The organism is Brevibacillus sp. SKDU10 (genome assembly GCF_001645205.1).
In the GTDB taxonomy this organism is placed as follows: domain Bacteria; phylum Bacillota; class Bacilli; order Brevibacillales; family Brevibacillaceae; genus Brevibacillus_B; species Brevibacillus_B halotolerans.
Genome location: NZ_LSSO01000048.1, coordinates 17,400 through 35,109 on the forward strand (window position 1 = coordinate 17,400; position 17,710 = coordinate 35,109).

Annotated in this window: 20 protein-coding genes and 1 riboswitch; of the genes, 15 read left to right on the forward strand and 5 right to left on the reverse strand. The window is 40.4% G+C overall.

Features of this window, described 5'->3' with window-relative positions; genetic code table 11:
• The first annotated feature begins 103 nt into the window (after nucleotides 1-103).
• The 7 genes from AYJ08_RS03980 to AYJ08_RS04010 all read left to right on the forward strand — a co-directional run bounded on the left by AYJ08_RS03980 (nucleotide 104) and on the right by AYJ08_RS04010 (nucleotide 5,635).
• Entirely contained in the window at nucleotides 104-304 is a 201-nt protein-coding gene (locus AYJ08_RS03980; RefSeq protein WP_003345545.1) for a hypothetical protein, read from the forward strand.
• A gap of 133 nt (nucleotides 305-437) precedes the next feature.
• Entirely contained in the window at nucleotides 438-704 is a 267-nt protein-coding gene (locus tag AYJ08_RS03985) for a hypothetical protein (RefSeq protein ID WP_064016683.1), read from the forward strand.
• A gap of 74 nt (nucleotides 705-778) precedes the next feature.
• A riboswitch (Lysine riboswitch) is annotated at nucleotides 779-963 on the forward strand.
• Nucleotides 964-1,097: 134 nt separating this feature from the next.
• Complete coding sequence (dapD, locus tag AYJ08_RS03990; RefSeq protein ID WP_064016684.1) at nucleotides 1,098-1,808, forward strand: 2,3,4,5-tetrahydropyridine-2,6-dicarboxylate N-acetyltransferase; 711 nt, start codon at nucleotides 1,098-1,100, stop codon at nucleotides 1,806-1,808.
• A 74-nt stretch (nucleotides 1,809-1,882) separates the two neighbouring features.
• Nucleotides 1,883-3,103: an aspartate aminotransferase family protein gene (locus tag AYJ08_RS03995; RefSeq protein ID WP_064016685.1), complete on the forward strand. Its 1,221-nt coding sequence runs from the start codon at nucleotides 1,883-1,885 to the stop codon at nucleotides 3,101-3,103.
• Nucleotides 3,104-4,246 (forward strand): N-acetyldiaminopimelate deacetylase, encoded by a 1,143-nt coding sequence (locus tag AYJ08_RS04000; RefSeq protein WP_064016686.1) that lies wholly within the window; start codon nucleotides 3,104-3,106, stop codon nucleotides 4,244-4,246.
• 333 nt (nucleotides 4,247-4,579) lie between these two features.
• Nucleotides 4,580-5,173 carry a hypothetical protein gene (locus tag AYJ08_RS04005; protein ID WP_003336617.1) on the forward strand — a complete coding sequence of 198 codons (594 nt, stop codon included), beginning with the start codon at nucleotides 4,580-4,582 and terminating at the stop codon, nucleotides 5,171-5,173.
• 96 nt (nucleotides 5,174-5,269) lie between these two features.
• Nucleotides 5,270-5,635 (forward strand): DUF4912 domain-containing protein, encoded by a 366-nt coding sequence (locus AYJ08_RS04010; protein WP_003345537.1) that lies wholly within the window; start codon nucleotides 5,270-5,272, stop codon nucleotides 5,633-5,635.
• A 57-nt stretch (nucleotides 5,636-5,692) separates the two neighbouring features.
• Here AYJ08_RS04010 and AYJ08_RS04015 read toward each other — a convergent pair whose 3' ends face one another.
• Nucleotides 5,693-6,331 carry a glycoside hydrolase family 73 protein gene (locus AYJ08_RS04015; protein WP_064016687.1) on the reverse strand — a complete coding sequence of 213 codons (639 nt, stop codon included), beginning with the start codon at nucleotides 6,329-6,331 and terminating at the stop codon, nucleotides 5,693-5,695.
• 128 nt (nucleotides 6,332-6,459) lie between these two features.
• Nucleotides 6,460-6,888, reverse strand: a complete 429-nt coding sequence (locus AYJ08_RS04020; RefSeq protein ID WP_035319182.1) for a DUF1885 family protein — start codon at nucleotides 6,886-6,888, stop codon at nucleotides 6,460-6,462.
• A gap of 182 nt (nucleotides 6,889-7,070) precedes the next feature.
• Between AYJ08_RS04020 and AYJ08_RS04025 the strand changes: the two genes are divergently transcribed.
• The 4 genes from AYJ08_RS04025 to AYJ08_RS04035 all read left to right on the forward strand — a co-directional run bounded on the left by AYJ08_RS04025 (nucleotide 7,071) and on the right by AYJ08_RS04035 (nucleotide 10,647).
• Nucleotides 7,071-7,595: a MarR family winged helix-turn-helix transcriptional regulator gene (locus AYJ08_RS04025; RefSeq protein ID WP_031413398.1), complete on the forward strand. Its 525-nt coding sequence runs from the start codon at nucleotides 7,071-7,073 to the stop codon at nucleotides 7,593-7,595.
• Nucleotides 7,596-7,810: 215 nt separating this feature from the next.
• On the forward strand, nucleotides 7,811-8,107 hold the full coding sequence (locus tag AYJ08_RS04030; protein WP_003336622.1) for a DUF3055 domain-containing protein: 297 nt from the start codon (nucleotides 7,811-7,813) through the stop codon (nucleotides 8,105-8,107).
• 294 nt (nucleotides 8,108-8,401) lie between these two features.
• Nucleotides 8,402-8,524, forward strand: a complete 123-nt coding sequence (locus AYJ08_RS22770; protein WP_081476759.1) for a GapA-binding peptide SR1P — start codon at nucleotides 8,402-8,404, stop codon at nucleotides 8,522-8,524.
• Between the two features lie 179 nt (nucleotides 8,525-8,703).
• Nucleotides 8,704-10,647 carry a TolB family protein gene (locus AYJ08_RS04035; RefSeq protein ID WP_064016688.1) on the forward strand — a complete coding sequence of 648 codons (1,944 nt, stop codon included), beginning with the start codon at nucleotides 8,704-8,706 and terminating at the stop codon, nucleotides 10,645-10,647.
• A 77-nt stretch (nucleotides 10,648-10,724) separates the two neighbouring features.
• Here AYJ08_RS04035 and AYJ08_RS04040 read toward each other — a convergent pair whose 3' ends face one another.
• Together AYJ08_RS04040 and AYJ08_RS04045 are read right to left on the reverse strand one after the other, a co-directional pair.
• The gene (locus AYJ08_RS04040; protein WP_031413400.1) at nucleotides 10,725-11,240 is read right to left on the reverse strand and encodes a hypothetical protein; all 516 of its coding nucleotides are present in this window, start codon (nucleotides 11,238-11,240) and stop codon (nucleotides 10,725-10,727) included.
• 160 nt (nucleotides 11,241-11,400) lie between these two features.
• Complete coding sequence (locus AYJ08_RS04045) at nucleotides 11,401-12,873, reverse strand: aminotransferase class I/II-fold pyridoxal phosphate-dependent enzyme (RefSeq protein WP_031413401.1); 1,473 nt, start codon at nucleotides 12,871-12,873, stop codon at nucleotides 11,401-11,403.
• Between the two features lie 165 nt (nucleotides 12,874-13,038).
• On the opposite strand from AYJ08_RS04045, the gene AYJ08_RS04050 reads away from it, so the two are divergent.
• Nucleotides 13,039-14,022 carry an NAD(P)H-dependent flavin oxidoreductase gene (locus AYJ08_RS04050; RefSeq protein ID WP_064016689.1) on the forward strand — a complete coding sequence of 328 codons (984 nt, stop codon included), beginning with the start codon at nucleotides 13,039-13,041 and terminating at the stop codon, nucleotides 14,020-14,022.
• A 104-nt stretch (nucleotides 14,023-14,126) separates the two neighbouring features.
• Here the strand turns inward: AYJ08_RS04050 and AYJ08_RS04055 are convergent, their stop codons facing one another.
• Entirely contained in the window at nucleotides 14,127-14,759 is a 633-nt protein-coding gene (locus AYJ08_RS04055) for a YktB family protein (RefSeq protein ID WP_031413403.1), read from the reverse strand.
• A 404-nt stretch (nucleotides 14,760-15,163) separates the two neighbouring features.
• On the opposite strand from AYJ08_RS04055, the gene AYJ08_RS04060 reads away from it, so the two are divergent.
• The 3 genes from AYJ08_RS04060 (at nucleotide 15,164) to AYJ08_RS04070 (ending at nucleotide 17,429) form a co-directional block, all read left to right on the forward strand.
• Entirely contained in the window at nucleotides 15,164-15,766 is a 603-nt protein-coding gene (locus tag AYJ08_RS04060; RefSeq protein WP_031413404.1) for a hypothetical protein, read from the forward strand.
• Nucleotides 15,767-15,984: 218 nt separating this feature from the next.
• Nucleotides 15,985-16,491, forward strand: coding sequence for a DUF4446 family protein (locus AYJ08_RS04065; protein WP_031413405.1), 507 nt, complete (start codon nucleotides 15,985-15,987; stop codon nucleotides 16,489-16,491).
• Nucleotides 16,492-16,832: 341 nt separating this feature from the next.
• A complete protein-coding gene (locus AYJ08_RS04070; protein WP_031413406.1) occupies nucleotides 16,833-17,429 on the forward strand; it encodes a hypothetical protein in 597 nt (198 codons plus the stop codon).
• Nucleotides 17,430-17,710 lie beyond the last annotated feature (281 nt).

Consider the following 17,710-nt stretch of genomic DNA (forward strand, 5'->3'; position numbering starts at 1 on the left):
TTATTGTGAAGTAAAATATGTCTAAAATGTGTCTAAAGTCATTTGAATGTTCTGTTAAATAAAGTATAATATTGGTAATGATTTGGAAAGGGGATATAAAACCATGGAAATCGGCATTGCTATGTATCCGATCATAGGGGTCTTAGTCTTCTCTTTCATCTTGTTCTACTACTTGTATAAAGGAATTATGAAGGATACAACAAAGCACGATGAGGAGCATGTATGGGTTGATTACGATACGAGCTTTATGAAGGAGACTCCTCACTCACAGCAGAAAAAGGCAAAAAGTAATCAGAATATGTAAACTACAAAATGGTTGAAGCGCTCCTCTGAAGGGGTGCTTTTTTACTTATGTAATTTTTAAATTTCCTGAATTGTATGTTATAAATAAATGGAAAGGCTTCGAAGCTGTCAATTTTTTTAAAAGGAGAGCGTCCATGCGTAAACCATATCTTATTGGCCTTGTGTTATTAGCTGTTTGGTTTGTCTGGCTCCTCTATGGATTAAAGTTTTACCGAGGAGAACAATTTAGCACTTTATTTTTATTAGTTGCTTTTGGTACAGGCGTTTTTCCCATCTATTTTAGCTTCGTTCATTTATTAATTGGTGAACGATCTAAGCAATGGATCAGTTGGGTTGGGATTGTAGCTACGGCTTTTGTGATCGTACCCGTTTCGATTTTTCTTTTATACCGATTTGCTTAAAAAATCCATTTGTACAAAGCGGTTGTCAGGTAAGGGTTTATCTGATAAAGTGAAGTGAAAATTACATAGGAATAATCCAAAATAGAGGTGCGCAGCGGATGAGTCATCCTGTTTGCTTTACATCGCCGGGACGATGAGGACAGGATAAAAGGTCAATGCGCCGAAGTCGTTGCTGACCGGCAATCTACGGCTGGGGTGTACGTGAATAACGTACGTCCTGTCATGAAAGGTGTGCCTTTCGTGGAGCGCTATTTATGAGTTGCCAAGGTAGAACCAGCAATGAGTAGGCGATCCACTCATTGCTTTTTTGCTTATCAAGGGGTTATTCTTTTTTCAAAACAGTAATTTTGCAATAGCGATTACATAAACCAAATTGGTAGGAGGAAACACTCGATGAACATGATGAATGCCCACGAAATTATCAGCTTTATTCAAAAGAGCGAGAAGAAGACGCCTGTGAAGGTGCATGTAAAGGGAAATTTAGAAGGAATTGATTTTGGCCAAAATACAAAAACCTTTATCATAGGCAATGTAGGTGTATTGTTTGGCGAATGGAAGGACGTACAGCCTGTGCTTGAAGCCAATAAGGACAGCATTGAGGACTATGTGGTAGAGAGCGATCGTCGCAATTCTGCGATCCCGATGCTAGACACAAAAGAAATTCAAGCGCGTATTGAGCCAGGTGCTATCATTCGTGATCAAGTACACATTGGAAATAATGCAGTAATTATGATGGGTGCGGTAATTAATATCGGTGCTTCTATTGGAGAAGGTACTATGATCGATATGGGCGTTATTATTGGCGGACGCGGCACGGTTGGCAATAATTGCCACATCGGAGCAGGAGCTGTCATAGCAGGGGTCATTGAGCCGCCTTCTGCCACACCTGTAATTATTGAGGATGATGTATTGGTTGGAGCAAATGCTGTTATTTTAGAGGGTGTACGGATTGGTAAAGGCTCAGTGGTTGCTGCGGGAGCTGTTGTAACACAGGATGTTCCTGCGAACGTAGTAGTGGCTGGGACACCGGCAAGAATCCTAAAAGAAATTGATGCAAAAACCAAGTCCAAAACAGAGATTATGCAAGAACTGCGTCAGTTATAAGTATGTAAAAAACTGTAAGGTATATATCATATCAGCTAGTCATAGATTGAGCTGAATAAAAGGGGCGTCTTCCCATGACGGATTGGCTACAAAAAGATGAAACCTATTTGATGTCCACCTACAAACGATTGCCGATTGCAATTGAAAAGGGAGAGGGCAATTATTTACTTGATACAGAGGGAAAAGCTTATCTTGATTTGTTTACTGGTCTGGCTGTCTCTGTTCTGGGCCACTCTCATCCCAAAATTGTAGAAGCTCTTGTAGAACAGGGAGAGAAATTCTTGCACATCTCCAACATTTTTTTGAACAAGCCAGCCATCACATTGGCAGAGCAGTTAGTTAAGCATACGATTCCGGGAAAAGTTTTCTTCAGTAACTCAGGAGCTGAAGCAACAGAAGCTGCGATCAAGCTTGTGCATAAATGGGCAAAAATGACCGGAAGAGAGAATGCTGGGATTGTTGTGCTAAAAAATAGCTTCCACGGCAGGACGCTTGGAGCTGTCAAGCTAACAAGACAAGCTCATGTTTATCAGGACTACCCGTTGCCGGCATTTCCTGTATATGAGGTAGCTCCTGGTGATATAGAAGGATTGGAAGAGATTATTACGACGTACTCACCTGTTTGCTTATTAATGGAGCCAGTTCTTGGATCGGGTGGAGTTATTCCGCTTTCCGAGAGCTTTTTGCAAACAGCTTTTGCTCTGTGTAAAGAACATGACGTGCTATTTGCTATGGATGAAATTCAAACAGGTATGGGACGAACTGGTAAACTGTTTGCCTACCAGCATACGACTGTGGAACCTGATCTTATCTTATTTGCCAAGGGTGTCGGCGGTGGATTACCGCTAGGTGGGGTGATCGCTGGAGAAAAACTGGCCAATCTTTTCAAGCCTGGAGACCATGGGACAACATTTGCCCCCTCTCCATTAAGTGCAGCATTGGGCAATGCGGTTATGGAAGCTCTGCTGGTAGATGGATTGCTTGAAGAGGGGAAAAAGCAAGCAGAGTATTTGTGGGCTCGTATAGCTCATTTAGTTGATGAATATCCACAACTTCTATCTGATATTCGAGGCAAAGGCATGATGCTCGGCATTCAGACGAAGCTAGCTCCAGAAGAGGTTAGTCATATCCAACAAGGGATGCTAGAGGCCGGCTTTTTAATTGATGTTACGCAGAAAACAATTATTCGACTATTGCCTCCGCTCACCCTAACCAGCGAGGAGATCGATCGCTTTATGGTGTGTTTCCGCGACGTGTTAGAGCAGGCGGCCCGCGTGAAGGGAGAGGTTATGTAAATGACATCCCCTTTTGTAGCTATTCGCCGTGAGTTACACAAGATCCCGGAGCCTGGTTTTGCCGAGTTTAAAACGCAGCAGTTTTTGCTTTCATTTATTGCCCAGTTACCTCAGGAGCATCTTGAGGTAACAACTTGGAAAACAGGTGTGCTAGTTAAAGTAAACGGGACATCTCCAAAGCGAATGCTAGCTTGGCGTGCTGACATGGATGGACTGCCGATTGAAGAGGAGACCAGCTATGATTTTCGTTCCCAACATCAGGGCTATATGCATGCATGCGGACATGATCTACACATGGCTATAGGGCTTGGCATCCTAAGCGAGTTTGCCAAAAGTCCTGCTGTAGACGATTTATTGTTTGTTTTTCAACCAGCAGAAGAGGGACCAGGCGGTGCGGAACCAATGCTAGCCAGCCCTGAATTTCGTTGCTATCAGCCCGATGCTATCTTTGCTCTGCATATCGCACCAGAATATCCAGTCGGAACCATTGCAATGAAAGAAGGAGTTTTCTTTGCCAACACTTCAGAATTATTTATTGAGGTGAAGGGGAAGGGAGGGCATGCAGCTTATCCGCATCTCGCCAATGATATGGTAGTTGTAGCGGCACAGCTTGTGACCCAATTACAGACGATTGTTGCTCGGAATGTAAATCCGTTAGATGCTGGAGTAATTACGGTCGGTAAAATAGAAGGCGGTACAAAGCAAAATATTATCGCCGAGGTAGCTCGACTAGAAGGAACGATTCGTACGCTGTCTCAGGATTCGATGCGTAAGATTAAACAGCGGATTGAAGCGATCGTCCAAGGGATAGAAACAGGCTTCGATTGTGAAGCAACAATTGATTATGGTGCCATGTACTGTCAGGTGTATAATGATCCAGAGCTGTCCAAACGATTTATGAGCTGGTTGGATCTTCAGGATGATGTTACATTGGTTCGGTGCACCGAAGCGATGACTGGTGAAGATTTCGGATACTTTTTGGCCGAGATCCCTGGCTTTTTATTTTGGCTAGGTGTAGACACTCCTTATGGCTTGCACCATGCTAAGCTAGAACCAAACGAACAAGCCATCGAGAATGCAATCGAAATCATTACCCGTTTCTTTCGCCAATATGAAAAGATCATGTCAAATGAAAACAACTAAAAAGCAACCAAAGACGACCTGTGGGTCGTCTTTTGCTATATGTACAAATATCCGGTTGGTTATCCACAATCTAATCTAAGTCATTAATGAGAAAAGGAAGCTTTTATATCAGAATTAGCATCATATCACTATTATCCACTTGTGTATAAAATTTGAGAACATACTGTGGATACTGTGGATGAAGGTAAAAAAGTTCTTTTTTAACCACAACTATTTAAGAAATAATGCGTCTAAGATATAGAGAAAACAAAAAGGAACAAATATCCTTTTGATCTGAAAGCATACAAGTATAGCTTCGGCTTTCTATATATTATGATTGATGGAGGAATTGTGATGAAAAAGAAATGGATAGCAGGACTTGCAACTGTCATTGTTGCAGCTACAGCTACAACTGCATGGGGAGATACCAGCATACGTACATATTTCAATGGAGAGCGCAATACTAAAATAGAGGTTACGGCTTCAACACTTGATATGACGCAAGAATTGATTACTAGCCTTGGTGGCTTTGCTACTTATGATAGAGAGACAGGTAAACTGTTTATCGATAAGCCGAACGTCAATATTATGGTACTTGAAGGAGTTCAGCAAAACAAAAATAATGATATTGTGCTGACTAATCCCGTAACAGGTTTTTTGGAAAAAAACATTCCGCGTAACTTTGGAGTATATGTAGAGGTAGATAATATCATTGATGCTAAGGATATGAGCGTCAAAGTCAACATTATCGGTCCGGATGGCAATGTGGTGGATAGCAGCAAGGAGAAATCCTACTCTGTACGGGATGGCGGATTCTTCTTCTCCCAACCCTTTGTCTCTACAAAGTTAAAAAAGAACGGTACGTATAAAGTACAGCTAACAATGAAAAAAGAAAAGGATGCAAACATGATCGTTGTGGGAGAGAATTCCTTTACAGTAGGGAGATAAAATGCTCTTCCGCCGTTTTCAAAATTAGCTACCTGATGATATAATGGTTAGAAGTAATTACTATTATGTAATGTAAGAAAGGAAAGATGAAAGCGAATGAAGACAAAAGCCACGCGGTCATCAACAGATACAGACGGCCCGAGTATACGTATTGCCTGGAAAGACCCCCAATCGATTTTAGCCTCTTGGCTTGTGACGGAGGAATACCAGCAAGAGATTGAGCAAGAATTTTCCATTCCATTCCATGAGTTGCCGCTAGTTCTGCGTCTGTATGATGTAACGTACCGGACTGAAATTAAAAATGACGGGCTAGACAGCTATACAGATTATGACATCAACTATCGAGCAAGCAATTGGATTCTCTACGGAGTAATGGAAGGGTGTAAATATTGTGTCGATCTCGGCATACGTATGGTAGACGGAAGATTCTATTCGCTAACCAGATCTGAAATACTTTCGTAGCACCTATAGGAAAGACAGGACCCGATCAGGGAACCTGTCTTTTGTTTTTCATCGTGTTTACTTACCCTCACGACATTTGTCATACACACGCAGCGCCACTGCTAGTACAGCCCAGACAGGCATAGGCTTATCTAAGTCATGCAACCATTCGGGAGACGTGATGATTCCTTCTGCGAGGGCACGCTTACCTATTTCTAGCTTCCAAGCAGCTACAAAATTCTCAGAGGGGGACTTTATTTGATCATACTGGATTAAATTATAGGTTTTGATTATATTTTGTAGCTTTTCCGCATAGTCTGGGTCGGTGGCATATCCGGCTTGTTCTAGCTGCTGGGCTGCTTGATAAGGAGTAGTTGCTTGAATAACGGATTGATAGCGAGGACTTAATAAAAGCTGTGAGTGGTCTTCAATGGATTCAAGAAAGCTATTATAGGCTTTGAACGCTTGTGTTTTCGTAACCCAGGAGCCTTGAAGATATTCTTTGGTTTCTACATGAACAGAGCCTGAGGGACCTACTCCTTTTATTCCAAAAATGTTATAGGATGTCCGACCTGTAGCAGTGTCCCTTGGAATAAAGTTACCAAATCCAGATTCCAAAATTGCTTGAGCAATGGTTATAGAGGCGTAAATATTATACTTTTCAAAGGCGATCTGAGCCGGTGTACTTACAAGCGAAATGAAATCAGAGCGTTCCATAAAAAAGCACCTCCTTATGACCGGATGTTGGAGTCAAAGGAGGTACTTAAAGTGAGATAAGCACCTCCACTATGTATCATATTGGGAGGGTGCCATTTTGCTTGGACATCTGTTTGAAAAATACAAATTTAAGGCTTGCGTGGCTGAAAATATTGAATTCTGCCGTTGAATAGATGAAGCTCACCTTTTACTTCGCGGGCTAAATAACGACAGTATTCGTTGCCTTTACTTTTATCGTTCTGAGTTGCTGTGTCGGGAATACTAACCTGAATGAATGCCCGCTCCTGATTGTCTTTTAGACGTGTGCCTACGCCAATGATCACATATTTATAAAGATTCTGATCTTTGCCCTTTAAAATGAAAAATGTGTCTTTTCCTTCCGCAGGTTCTTCGATATGATAAGGAAAGGAGGCATCTGTATAGTTCCAATCCAATTGTTGTCCTGTTTTACTGGTTTTATTTCGGTATTTTTGTAAAAATGTTTTGACATCTTCAAGAGTAACCGTGGAGGCGATGGAACCATCTACTAGATATACATAGGCGGATTGCATATTCACGAATCAGTTCACTCCCATATCAAAAATACGAATTTTCTTCCACATTTAGTGTAGCATTACAGTTTAGGCTTCTGCAAGCGGACACAAAATACGGAAAGCAATTGATTATATTTTCTGAAAATAGTACAATGATGAAAATTTATACTTGTAGAGAGACAAAAATCAGTTGGGGGAATGGGAAAATGAAGGATACAGCGGTACGACAGGTGCATGAAGCGTTAAATACATTACGAGCAATCAATGTTGTGAACAAAGACGATTGGGAAAGAGCTGCAAAGGCAGCGAATTTGGATTCATCCGTACAATTAAATATTTTGTGGATCATTTGCTGCTACGAAGGAGTACGTGTTACGCAGATTGCTGATTGGACGTTTTGGCATCCCTCATCTATTGTCATTCATATAAAAAAGCTGATGGAAAAACAATTAGTAAGCATTGAAAAATCCGATATTGATGGAAGGGTTGTTCATGTCTATCCTACAAGCGCAGGTCGTGAGGTTATTGAAAAAAGTAGGAAAAATACACCCAGTCTATTCCGTTTGACTGAGGCTTTAGAAAAATTAAAAGAACGATACTCCGTTGTAGTAGTAGAACTGTTTTTTGAGTGCATGTTATTCCTTGCTCAAACCTTGCACGGTGAAGATAAGGTCAAATGGATTCAGGAAGGAGAAGAGCGTTTTCCTGAGAATCAAAGCTCTGCCGGATGAATATCCTCTGTAATAAGTACGGGATATAAAGATAAAAGTTTCAAATGATGTAAAAAAGGTTACATTTGAATGTGCAGCTTTTTTACATGTAAGAAATGGGCTTGATCGACAGGAATTTTTTTATCTTCTTCTCATATTCTAATTAAGCCATCGTAGGGCTTATGACTAGTCTGGATGAAGAGATAAAAAATCATACAAGATGGGAGGGTATCGCGATGGAAGCAATGGAATTGTTGTATGACGTGAACGAAGATGCCAAGGTTCGCTTTTTGGGCTATACAACCGACACGACACGTTATGATTTTGGAATCGTGTATACACATCGTTTTTTCGGGAAACCATTGGTGGTATGTATGCAGACAGGGCAATCAACGTTACTAAGTTCAGAAGACACAATAAATCCTAAACATTTGCAACAAATCTTTAAATTGACCTGTCTTACCCAAGCAAAGGAGCTCTCTCAATTCTTTCGTGATAACTTACCATCCATGCCTTTTCAGGATCAATACTAGCTTAGATACAGTTAATAACTGGAAATATGACAGCCCCCTTCATTCCTTGAAGGGGGCTGTTTCTTTAGATGAATAAGATGACTTTACCATAATTGTGACATACTAATTTAGGGTGTTTTAGTTATTTGGAATGAGTTTATAAAGAAAACGGATGATGGAAGTTGTGTTTATTAGCCTATTGACAGTTAAAGTATGTCGTATTAAGATTAATGTAACACATTTATGCAACTAATGTGACATATTAATTTGATTCACTTTATTTTGTGAGTACACTTATTTCATAGGGGGCTTATCATGACGACAATCGTTTGTCAGAAATGCGGAGACATCATTGAACATTTAGAATCACCACAGGTGAAAACGCTTTATGGTTTATGTGACTGCCCGTGCCATCAGCATGATAACGAACATGAATAGATTTTGAAGATGTATTTTCGAATATATCAATTTCTTTGATTATTCAGCACACTCTTTATGAGTGTGTTTTTTGCTTTTTCATTCCCTCTTTCAAAGATTTTTATTTACTTCTCCATTTAATTGATAAATAATAAGAAGGATAGAGATAATGGAAATATTTTGTCGAGAGGAGTTACAGTATGAGGAAGAAGAGCTTTCAGCGATGGATAGCTGTTTTTGCCATGGCGACGACATTAATTAGTAGTGTGAACCCCGTTTTCGCAGCTAATTATGATGAAGAAAAAATTTCAGTAAATGGTGATACTACAGCCACTGCCTATGGTATGGACTTTGATGGGGATTATGCTGTTTGGGTAGAGGAATCTGGTAAGAATTATGCCGTTGTGCTTTATGATGTAGATGATGAAAGTATAGCGAAGAAAATTTCTAGCAATAGTTCTAAGAAAGTAGCTCCACGTATTGAAGGAAACACGGTAGTGTGGGCTCAAGAAGAGAAAAATGGCTATGAATTATATGCGTACGATCTGAAAAAGAATAAAGAACGCGTTCTTACAAACCAGCATGCAAGAGTAACTGATCCAGAAGAGATTGCCTTTAAGGATGGAGTTGTAGTCTGGAAAGACAAGCGCGATGGTGGAACAAATATTTATGCGCTTGAAGTAAGAAATGACAAGGAATATCGCATATCTACAGGCGGAAAAGCAAGCCATCCTTCCATTTATGATGACCAAATTGTTTGGCAGGATGAGCGTAATGGAAGAGCCGAATTGTACCAAAATAAATTAGGTTCTTCTAAAGAATTTAAAACGTACTGGGGAAAAGCTAAAACAGCAAAACCGATCATTTCTGATGATGACATCGTTTACTTGAACGAATCAAGCGGTAATATCGAAAAAACACAAGTAGAGAGTAGTAAAAGCAAGGTGCTCACTCACGAAAAAGGAGACGAAGAGCTGTTTGATTTTAACGGACGTTATCTGGTATATGGATCAGGCAGCACATTGTATTATTTAGATACAAACAAAGATGATTTGGTTAAAATCAACAATGATTTCAATCGTAAATTGCCTCCTGTGATGAGTGGACGTTACGTGCTTTATGCTACTGGTAAAACGAATAATTTGACATTGAAATTGTTTGATACGAAAAAAGAGAAGAGCCAAACGCTGGGTAAGGACGAAAACATAAAAAATATGGCTTCGCCGGCAGCTAGCAAAAACTATGTAGCTTTCGTGAAGGAAGGCAAAAGAGAGTCTCGCGTAATGCTGTATAATGTAAAAGATCGCAAAACGATTACGATCTCTCCAGAAAAACACGAAGCTGAGCATCCAGTGGTAAGTGATTCTTATGTCGTTTACTACGATAATGATGATAGGGCGTTGGTGTCTTACGATATTGAAACGGGAGAATCAACTAAAATTACGACGAAGAAAACCGACGTTGTAGAAGGATTGTATGCTATTTATAAAGACCATCTTGTTTGGGTGAGCGGTGGAAAGCGTTCGAATACTGTTAACCTAACGAATTTGAAAAAGAATAAAACTTCTGAGCTTCATGATTCCAAACTTGGCGTTCGCAGTGTAGCTATCAATAATCAGGCTGTGGCATTAATTGATGGAGAGGACGATCGTTACCAAGACATTGTCATTTACGATTATGTAGACGGCGGCCGCATTATGAAGGAAGAAGCGGAAAGTGCTAAAGGAATCGGGCTTGGCGACAAATTTGCAGCTTGGTCTGCTTACAATAGCGACACAAAGAGCAAGGACATTTTCATATATTCCTTTAAACTGAATCGTACGGATCTTCTATATGAAGAAGAAGGCGATCAAGAAAATCCAATCGTTTCAAATAATGTCATTTTCTATGAGACTGAAGTAGAAAAAGGCGGAGACGCAGTAGATAAATATGTCATGTATGACAGGGATAAACACCGTTTTAGATCTCCGTTTGGCAGTGACGCTGATCCATCTGAGATCGCAATTGGCGGCAATCGTTTAGTATGGTTGGATGACCGTGATGATGAGGAAGGTCTCTATACATCTGTACTTGGTTCTAGTGATGACGACGATGACGACGATGATGATGATTATGATTATTTTTACGGCGAAGATGAAGATTAATACGAAACTGAAAAAGGCTGGTAGGATATGATATCCTATCAGCCTTTTTATCTAGTACATCAAATTTATCATTGAAACTAAAACATTTTACCGAAAAAATATAGAAAGAAAATGCCGAACCCATCTAACAGGGTTAGCCACAGCAAAAGTGATAGCGGCGGAGAAAAATGCTGCGTTTTCATTTCGCCAATATAATGATTGGCCATTAAGATGTTGGAGAAGAGGACAAGTAAGATATTGGGAGTTACCATCAGTAAACTTGGAAAATGTAATCCTTTTGCAATTAGGTTAACTAACGAGGCAGCAAGCAGTACGGTAACCCCATATACGACAGTCTCCAAACTAATCTGGATTAGCCAACGCAGACTTATTTTTTTATAGCCTATCAGGTAGGTGGTTCCAAATAAAAGAATCCAACTACAACTAGCGGATATGATGACCCAGTACGCACCGAGATCAAATGACCAATGTTCAAAATGTAAACTGAGACTAGCTCCATATAAGGCAGAGCCGCCTATAGCAAGGATAAGATATCCAATCCATAACAGGTAGGAATAGGGATTCGTGGTGGTGGATGTGGTAGTAGTGTTCATGTCATTTCTCCTTTTCTCAGGCGACGTAGGGCGTATCTTATGTATGATCTATCTATTTACTATACGTCATAGAGTCTAGAAAAGTTTCGAAGTTTATCAGATGATTGTCAAAAAAGCCCTCTCCTTTTCAATAGTAGCAAGGAGAGGACTTTTCTATTTGTTATTCATGTATGGCCGCTTGGCGTTTTACAACCTTGATGGTTTGAATGGTTTCATCCTCAGGACCCTGAACAGGTAAACCTACACGAAGGTTTTCTTTGATGTAATGAATGTTATCTGCTGTAATAACCTCTCCTGGGAATAAAATTGGAATTCCAGGAGGATACACCATGATAAATTCCGTAATAATACGGCCTTCTGCGTGTTCCAGAGGTACAATTTCCGTTTCTGCATAAAAAGCATCACGAGGAGACAGAGAGATAACTGGAATTTCAGGAAGTGAAATTTCAATTAAATCACTTGGCTGTGCATGAGCAAATTCAACCGCTAAATGCTGTAGGGCAGCTACTAGTGTACCGATCGTTTCTTCTGTATCCCCTGCTGTTACAAAGCAAAGAATGTTATAGAGGTCACTCATCTCAACCTCAATATTATATTTTTCACGCAACCAATTCTCGACTTCCCAACCAGTAATACCGAGATTGCGCACATGAATGAGCAATTTAGTCGGGTCCATTGCGTATTCGGCTGGCATACCGAGTATTTCCTTTCCTACACAACGTAGTCGAGGAATTTTGTTAATCGCATCTCTAGCAGTGTTAGCTAGACGAATGGAGTTTTCTATCATTTGTTTTCCATGTATAGCCAAGTGCTGTCTAGCCATATCTAGAGAAGCCAGTAGAATGTAAGAAGTAGAAGTGGTTGTTAGCATGCTCAGAATGGTTTTCACTCTGTCAACGTCTACAAGCCCTTCTCTTACGTTTAAAATTGAGCTTTGGGTAAGAGAGCCTCCCAGCTTGTGAACGCTGGTAGCAGCCATATCTGCACCTGCCTGCATGGCGGATAATGGCATATCATCATGAAAATGTATATGAACGCCATGAGCTTCGTCTACCAAAACAGGGATGTTATACTCATGGGCTATTTCTACGATTTGTTGTAAATCTCCTGCGATACCAAAGTAAGTTGGATTGATGACTAATAGAGCAGCCGCATCAGGATGTGCAGCTAGTGCTTTTTGCACCGCTTTTGGCGTAATACCATGAGCAATCCCTAGCTGTTCATCCATGATTGGATGGATAAAGACTGGAATGGCACCAGCAAAAATAATGGCAGCCGTTACAGATTTATGCACATTTCGAGGCAAAATAATTTTGTCTCCAGGATTGCAAGTCGCCATGATCATGGCCATGATCGCACCGCTTGTCCCTTGTACAGAGAAAAAGGTATGATCCGCACCAAAGGCTTCTGCTGCCAAATCCTGTGCCTCTTTAATCATTGCTTTAGGATGGTGCAAGTCATCCAGTGGGGCGATATTGATTAAATCAATCGATAACGCGTTCTCTCCAATGAATTCTCGGAACGTAGGATTCATTCCCGTTCCTTTTTTGTGGCCTGGAATATGAAATTGAATGGGATTCCTCTCTTTATGTGCCACCAATCCGCTAAATAAGGGGGTTTTATCCTGTTTCATTATCGTATCGCCTCACTTTATTTTATAATTGTTTGAAAAACAACAAAATTGAGTATAGCAAATTAGGGGGGGAAAGCAAGTATTTTTTTTGCTTAATCCCTGTAGTGGCAGGATTTATCCCTTTATAAGCAGAAAGTTTAAGAATAAAGAAAGGAGGGATTTAAAATGAACACCAGAATTACCTCATTACTTAATATAGTATATCCCATTGTACAAGGAGGATTAGCACATCTGGCGTATGCTGAATTAGCAGCCGCAGTTTCTGAGGCAGGAGGATTAGGGCAGATAACAGCTATGTCACTTCCTTCGCCAGACGCTTTACGGACTGAGATTCAAAAGGTGCGCTCGTTAACAGCAAAGCCTGTTGGCGTTAACTTTGCTATTGGTCAACATGATCGGCCATTTGAAGAAATGTTGGATGTGGCTATAGAAGAAGGGATTGGCGTTATCAGTATTACAGGAGGAAACCCTGAGCCGTTAATTCGCCGAACGGATGGACATGATATGAAACGCTTGGTGCTTGTGTCAACGGTCAGACAGGCACAAAAAGCGGAAACCGCTGGGGCTGACGCGGTAATGGCAGTTGGGCAGGAGGGAGGGGGACATTTAGGACGGGATGATATTGGAACCCTTGTACTTGTTCCGCGTGTTGTTGATTCGGTCAGTATTCCTGTACTTGCAAGTGGTGGAATTGGTGATGGGCGTGGATTTTTGGCAGCGCTTGCATTAGGAGCAGAGGGTGTGGAGATGGGGACTAGGTTTATAGCTACAAAGGAGTGTCTCCATGCACATGCTGCCTACAAGCAGGCACTTATTCAGGCTACAGAGCATGATACCACTGTTATTAAACGTTCTTTAGGTACTCCTGCGCGTGTGATAAATACAAAAGGCTCTGCGTATATTTCTGAACTAGAAAAACAAGGCGTAGGATATGAAGGCTTGCGAGAATATATTAGTGGTCGAAACAATCTTCGTTTTATTTACGAGGGGGATGCAGAGCATGGGTTTGGTTGGGCAGGACAAGTGGTCGGCTTAATCCAGGATGTTCCTAGTGTTCAGGAATTGTTCGATCGAATAATGGGGGATGTCAATGCATTTCAAGCAAATATGCAAAAAATATTTCAAGGGAAGCAACAGCGATGTTGTTAATCTTTTATTAAAAAGAAGAACAGGTTCTTTACAATAACATGAAAAAGGACCTGTTCTTTTGCATATAGATAGTAGAAAGCATCTTGAATTCCTAGCAAAGGCTTCTATTCATGGCGATTTAACATGTACAAACGAGTAAGGACTTGGAATGTTTCCTCTAGGCGAGCTATTAGCAAGTCACCATCTCTTAGAATAGGGTCATCCTTATCAATTGTGATCCCACAAAGAATTTCAGCTTTTTTTACCGTCTGTAGGCGCTGAATAAGCTGCAATAGTCCTTCCTCACCTAACTCATTTTGTGAAGTACTGTGTGGCTGCATGTGATCCGGTGACCAATGAAAGTGTCCTGGCACAAGGGACATGATTTTTTTCAAATGCTTTTCCATGTTATGGCCGATTTCCTGTTTAAACGGAGACTCATAAATAAGGGCATACCAAACAAACAGATGAGTGCCCCACAATCCAATTTGGAAATGAGGATGTTTTTTGTATCCGCGCTTGTCATTTGCCCAAGCTACCCATGTATCCTTAGGTGGATTAACTGTACGCCGCGCATGCTTAGCGACATGGTAAAACATTTCATCTCCTAATGCTAGTCCAAGGTGAGGAGCAAAATGTTCTCCCAGAAAGGTTAATTTGGGCCGAATTCGATCTTTGATTCCTTCCATTCTTTCGTCTAAACCTTCAATGGAAAATACCTCAAAATCCTCAGAGTGAAATCCAGAAAAAGTAGTCATATGTAAAACTCCTTTCAATTGAGTGCACGATTTGTTCTACGTATTTGCAAATGCCTCTTTCCTTTCTCACAAAACAAAAAGGGCGTAAGAGCCGTGAAGAAAGCGAATCTCTCTCCATATGATATCATACCACACTGATAAGCAGACTATCGGGGACCTTCCCGAAATGTAACTAATTTGGTTTCTTTAACAAAAAACGGGGTAAGTAAGAAATAAAACAGCATTCCTATTCGTATCCAATAGAAAGGAAATAAATGCCATCTCTCGCTGGTTTTCTTTAAAAAGACAAAAATACGTGAATGGGAGTGTAACAAAAATAGTTGAACAGTAATAGGATATACAACCCATTCCCAAGGGCTTATTTATAATCTGATTATTCAGTATATTTTTAGGGGATGAAGTGTATGAAAAAAACCTATAACGAGTTAGAGTACAGCAATATCATTGTCTGGTTTGACCGAACTACCTTCCTTTCATTATTGGATACGCTTCATCAGAATGGATTATCTGTCAGAGTCAAAGAAGCAACTCATTCAATTCGGATGGATATTACAGCAGCTAGTGGCGGACATCAGCTCGTTTTAGTTAAAAGCGGAGAACGTTACAAGCTGGAGGAATATCATTATGCTGTTCGGGACATCAGGTTAGCGATGATATTGTATCAATTTATTGAACAGGCAAAAGGGCATGCAGTGGTCAAAATCATTAACGAGCACCAAATCCTAGTAAAAAACATCAGATACGGTGAAGCTGTACGAATTGTTAAGATTAAAGGAGCTGAGAAAAAAGTGATCTATGAAAAAGCATGTAATGTGACCATGGACCAAGTGATTGCTGCCCTGAAAAGAAGAGATGCCGAAGAAAGAATTCCTGTATTACGTCTAGAGCTTGACTATGAATTAGCAACCCTATACGATGCCATGCAAAGCAGAAATAAGGAGCAGATGCAACGTTCAAAGGCACAATTAAGATTACTGCGTAAGGAAATGTTATTACTGGAAGTATAGCTGAAATCATGATGGAATGGGCAGGGTGAGAATGAACCTTCAAGACACGGCGTTTAGATGAAAAACGGCTTCTTCGTTAGGAAGAGAGGCCGTTTTTCTTGTTATGGAGCATAAAATGTGTAACTTTTTTACTGGAAACCGTTTCAAGCAATTGATCTCTTAATGGCTTGGCGGTAAAATGGGATAATATGAAGTTGGCCGAGAAAGGAAGTATTTCTATGCAGCAAGTTTTACTGGCGATTCAGTCACCGTATGTTCTTCTGGGATTATGCGGATTTACAGTGCTGAGCCTCGTGTATATTATCGTCTTACATACTAAAATCAATCGTTTACGAAAAAGAATGAATCGCTTCTTTGTTCGAGGCGAGGGGGACAACCTAGAAGAAATAGTAAATGGCTTGCTTGTAGATATGGATGCATGGGAAGGAAAGCTCAGTGATCAGCAATTTGTAGTAAATCGATTGTCTCAAAAAATGGCGACACAAGCGGGGAGTATTGCGGTGCATCGGTACAATGCCTTTGGAGAAATGGGAAGTGATTTAAGTTTTTCCTTGGCATTTTTGGATGAACAACAAAACGGGGTAGTGATTACCAGTATTTATGGTCGAGAAGAATCACGGACGTATGCGAAGCCGATTGAAAAAGGAACATCTGTTTACCATTTATCAGAAGAAGAGCTGATGGTAATTAAAAAAGCGATGACTTCTTCTGTGTCCGTTCTATAAATTGTATAAATCTGCGAGATAGTGATAATATAGGAGGTTTTTCCATAAAAACGTATGTAAACCCTCTAAATCGCTGTTTTCTTTAGAATCCTGTGTTTATTAGGCAGGATTTTTATTTTTGTTTTGTGTATAATAAAGAATAGAGAAGTGTATAAAGATAAAAGTAGGTGATCCGCCTTCATTACCCATTTTGAGTTTAAACTCACGGGGCGGCAAGGTCAGGTTCTACAGCGATCTTTTGTGGATACTTAGCTCCCTTTTCCGCATTACCAGTCAACCAACCAGATACACATACGTAGCCGATTGGTATTTAGGAAAAACAATGAATTGGGGAGATTTGTATGGCACAGCGTTTAGCTACAAATTACGCAAACGCCTTTTTTACCATGACAGAGCAGGAATTAAATCAATTTGTTCAACTCTTTGCAAAGGAAAGAGTTCTCTTAATGGAACAGATATTTGAAAATGGGGATCGTGACATCGTCATTGTGGATGGTAGTTCCGAAATACATCTTGCCTTCCAGAAATTTGAAAACCACTTTATTTGCGACAGTTCCTATACAATCAAAGATATCAGTCTTGCCAACGTGATGCGAAAAGCTATGAAAGCCTTCAGGGGTCACGCTGTTGTGCACCGAATTTACGAAAACTTCACGATTATTTATCATTATGACGAAGGTTCAGTGACAAAGATTGAAGAAGTAAATGACACCGAAGAATCCATCATCTTTGAGCAGGACGGCGCAAACTACGCCAAGGAATTGCAACATCTATATGCACAAACGTCTAGTGAACAAGAAATTACCAAGTTGCGCGAAGAGACGGATCGTCTCCTTGACCTTCGTAATTGGGTAGGGATACACAAGCCAGACACGGTTTCAGTAATTGATCAAAAGTTATCTGCTGTTTCACATCGTTTGTTTGTACTAGAAGCATAAAAGTAAATCAAAAAAAGGGCACTGCTGGTGCCCATTTTTTGTATAAAATGTTCGCTGCTATTGCCAATTAGCTTCGTTAGTTCAGGTTTTTTAATATTTGTTTGGGATTATTTGTGAAAAAATTTGGTATTTCCAGAAATTTATTTTTAAAAAAGTATTGTATTTTTCTCAGAACCATGATAATTTAAATCTCGTTGGAAAAACTAGATTAGGAACCAGGATTCACTTCAAAGGGTGGACCAAAGACCCGCCCCCGTTAGTGAATGACGCAGGTCCTAGCG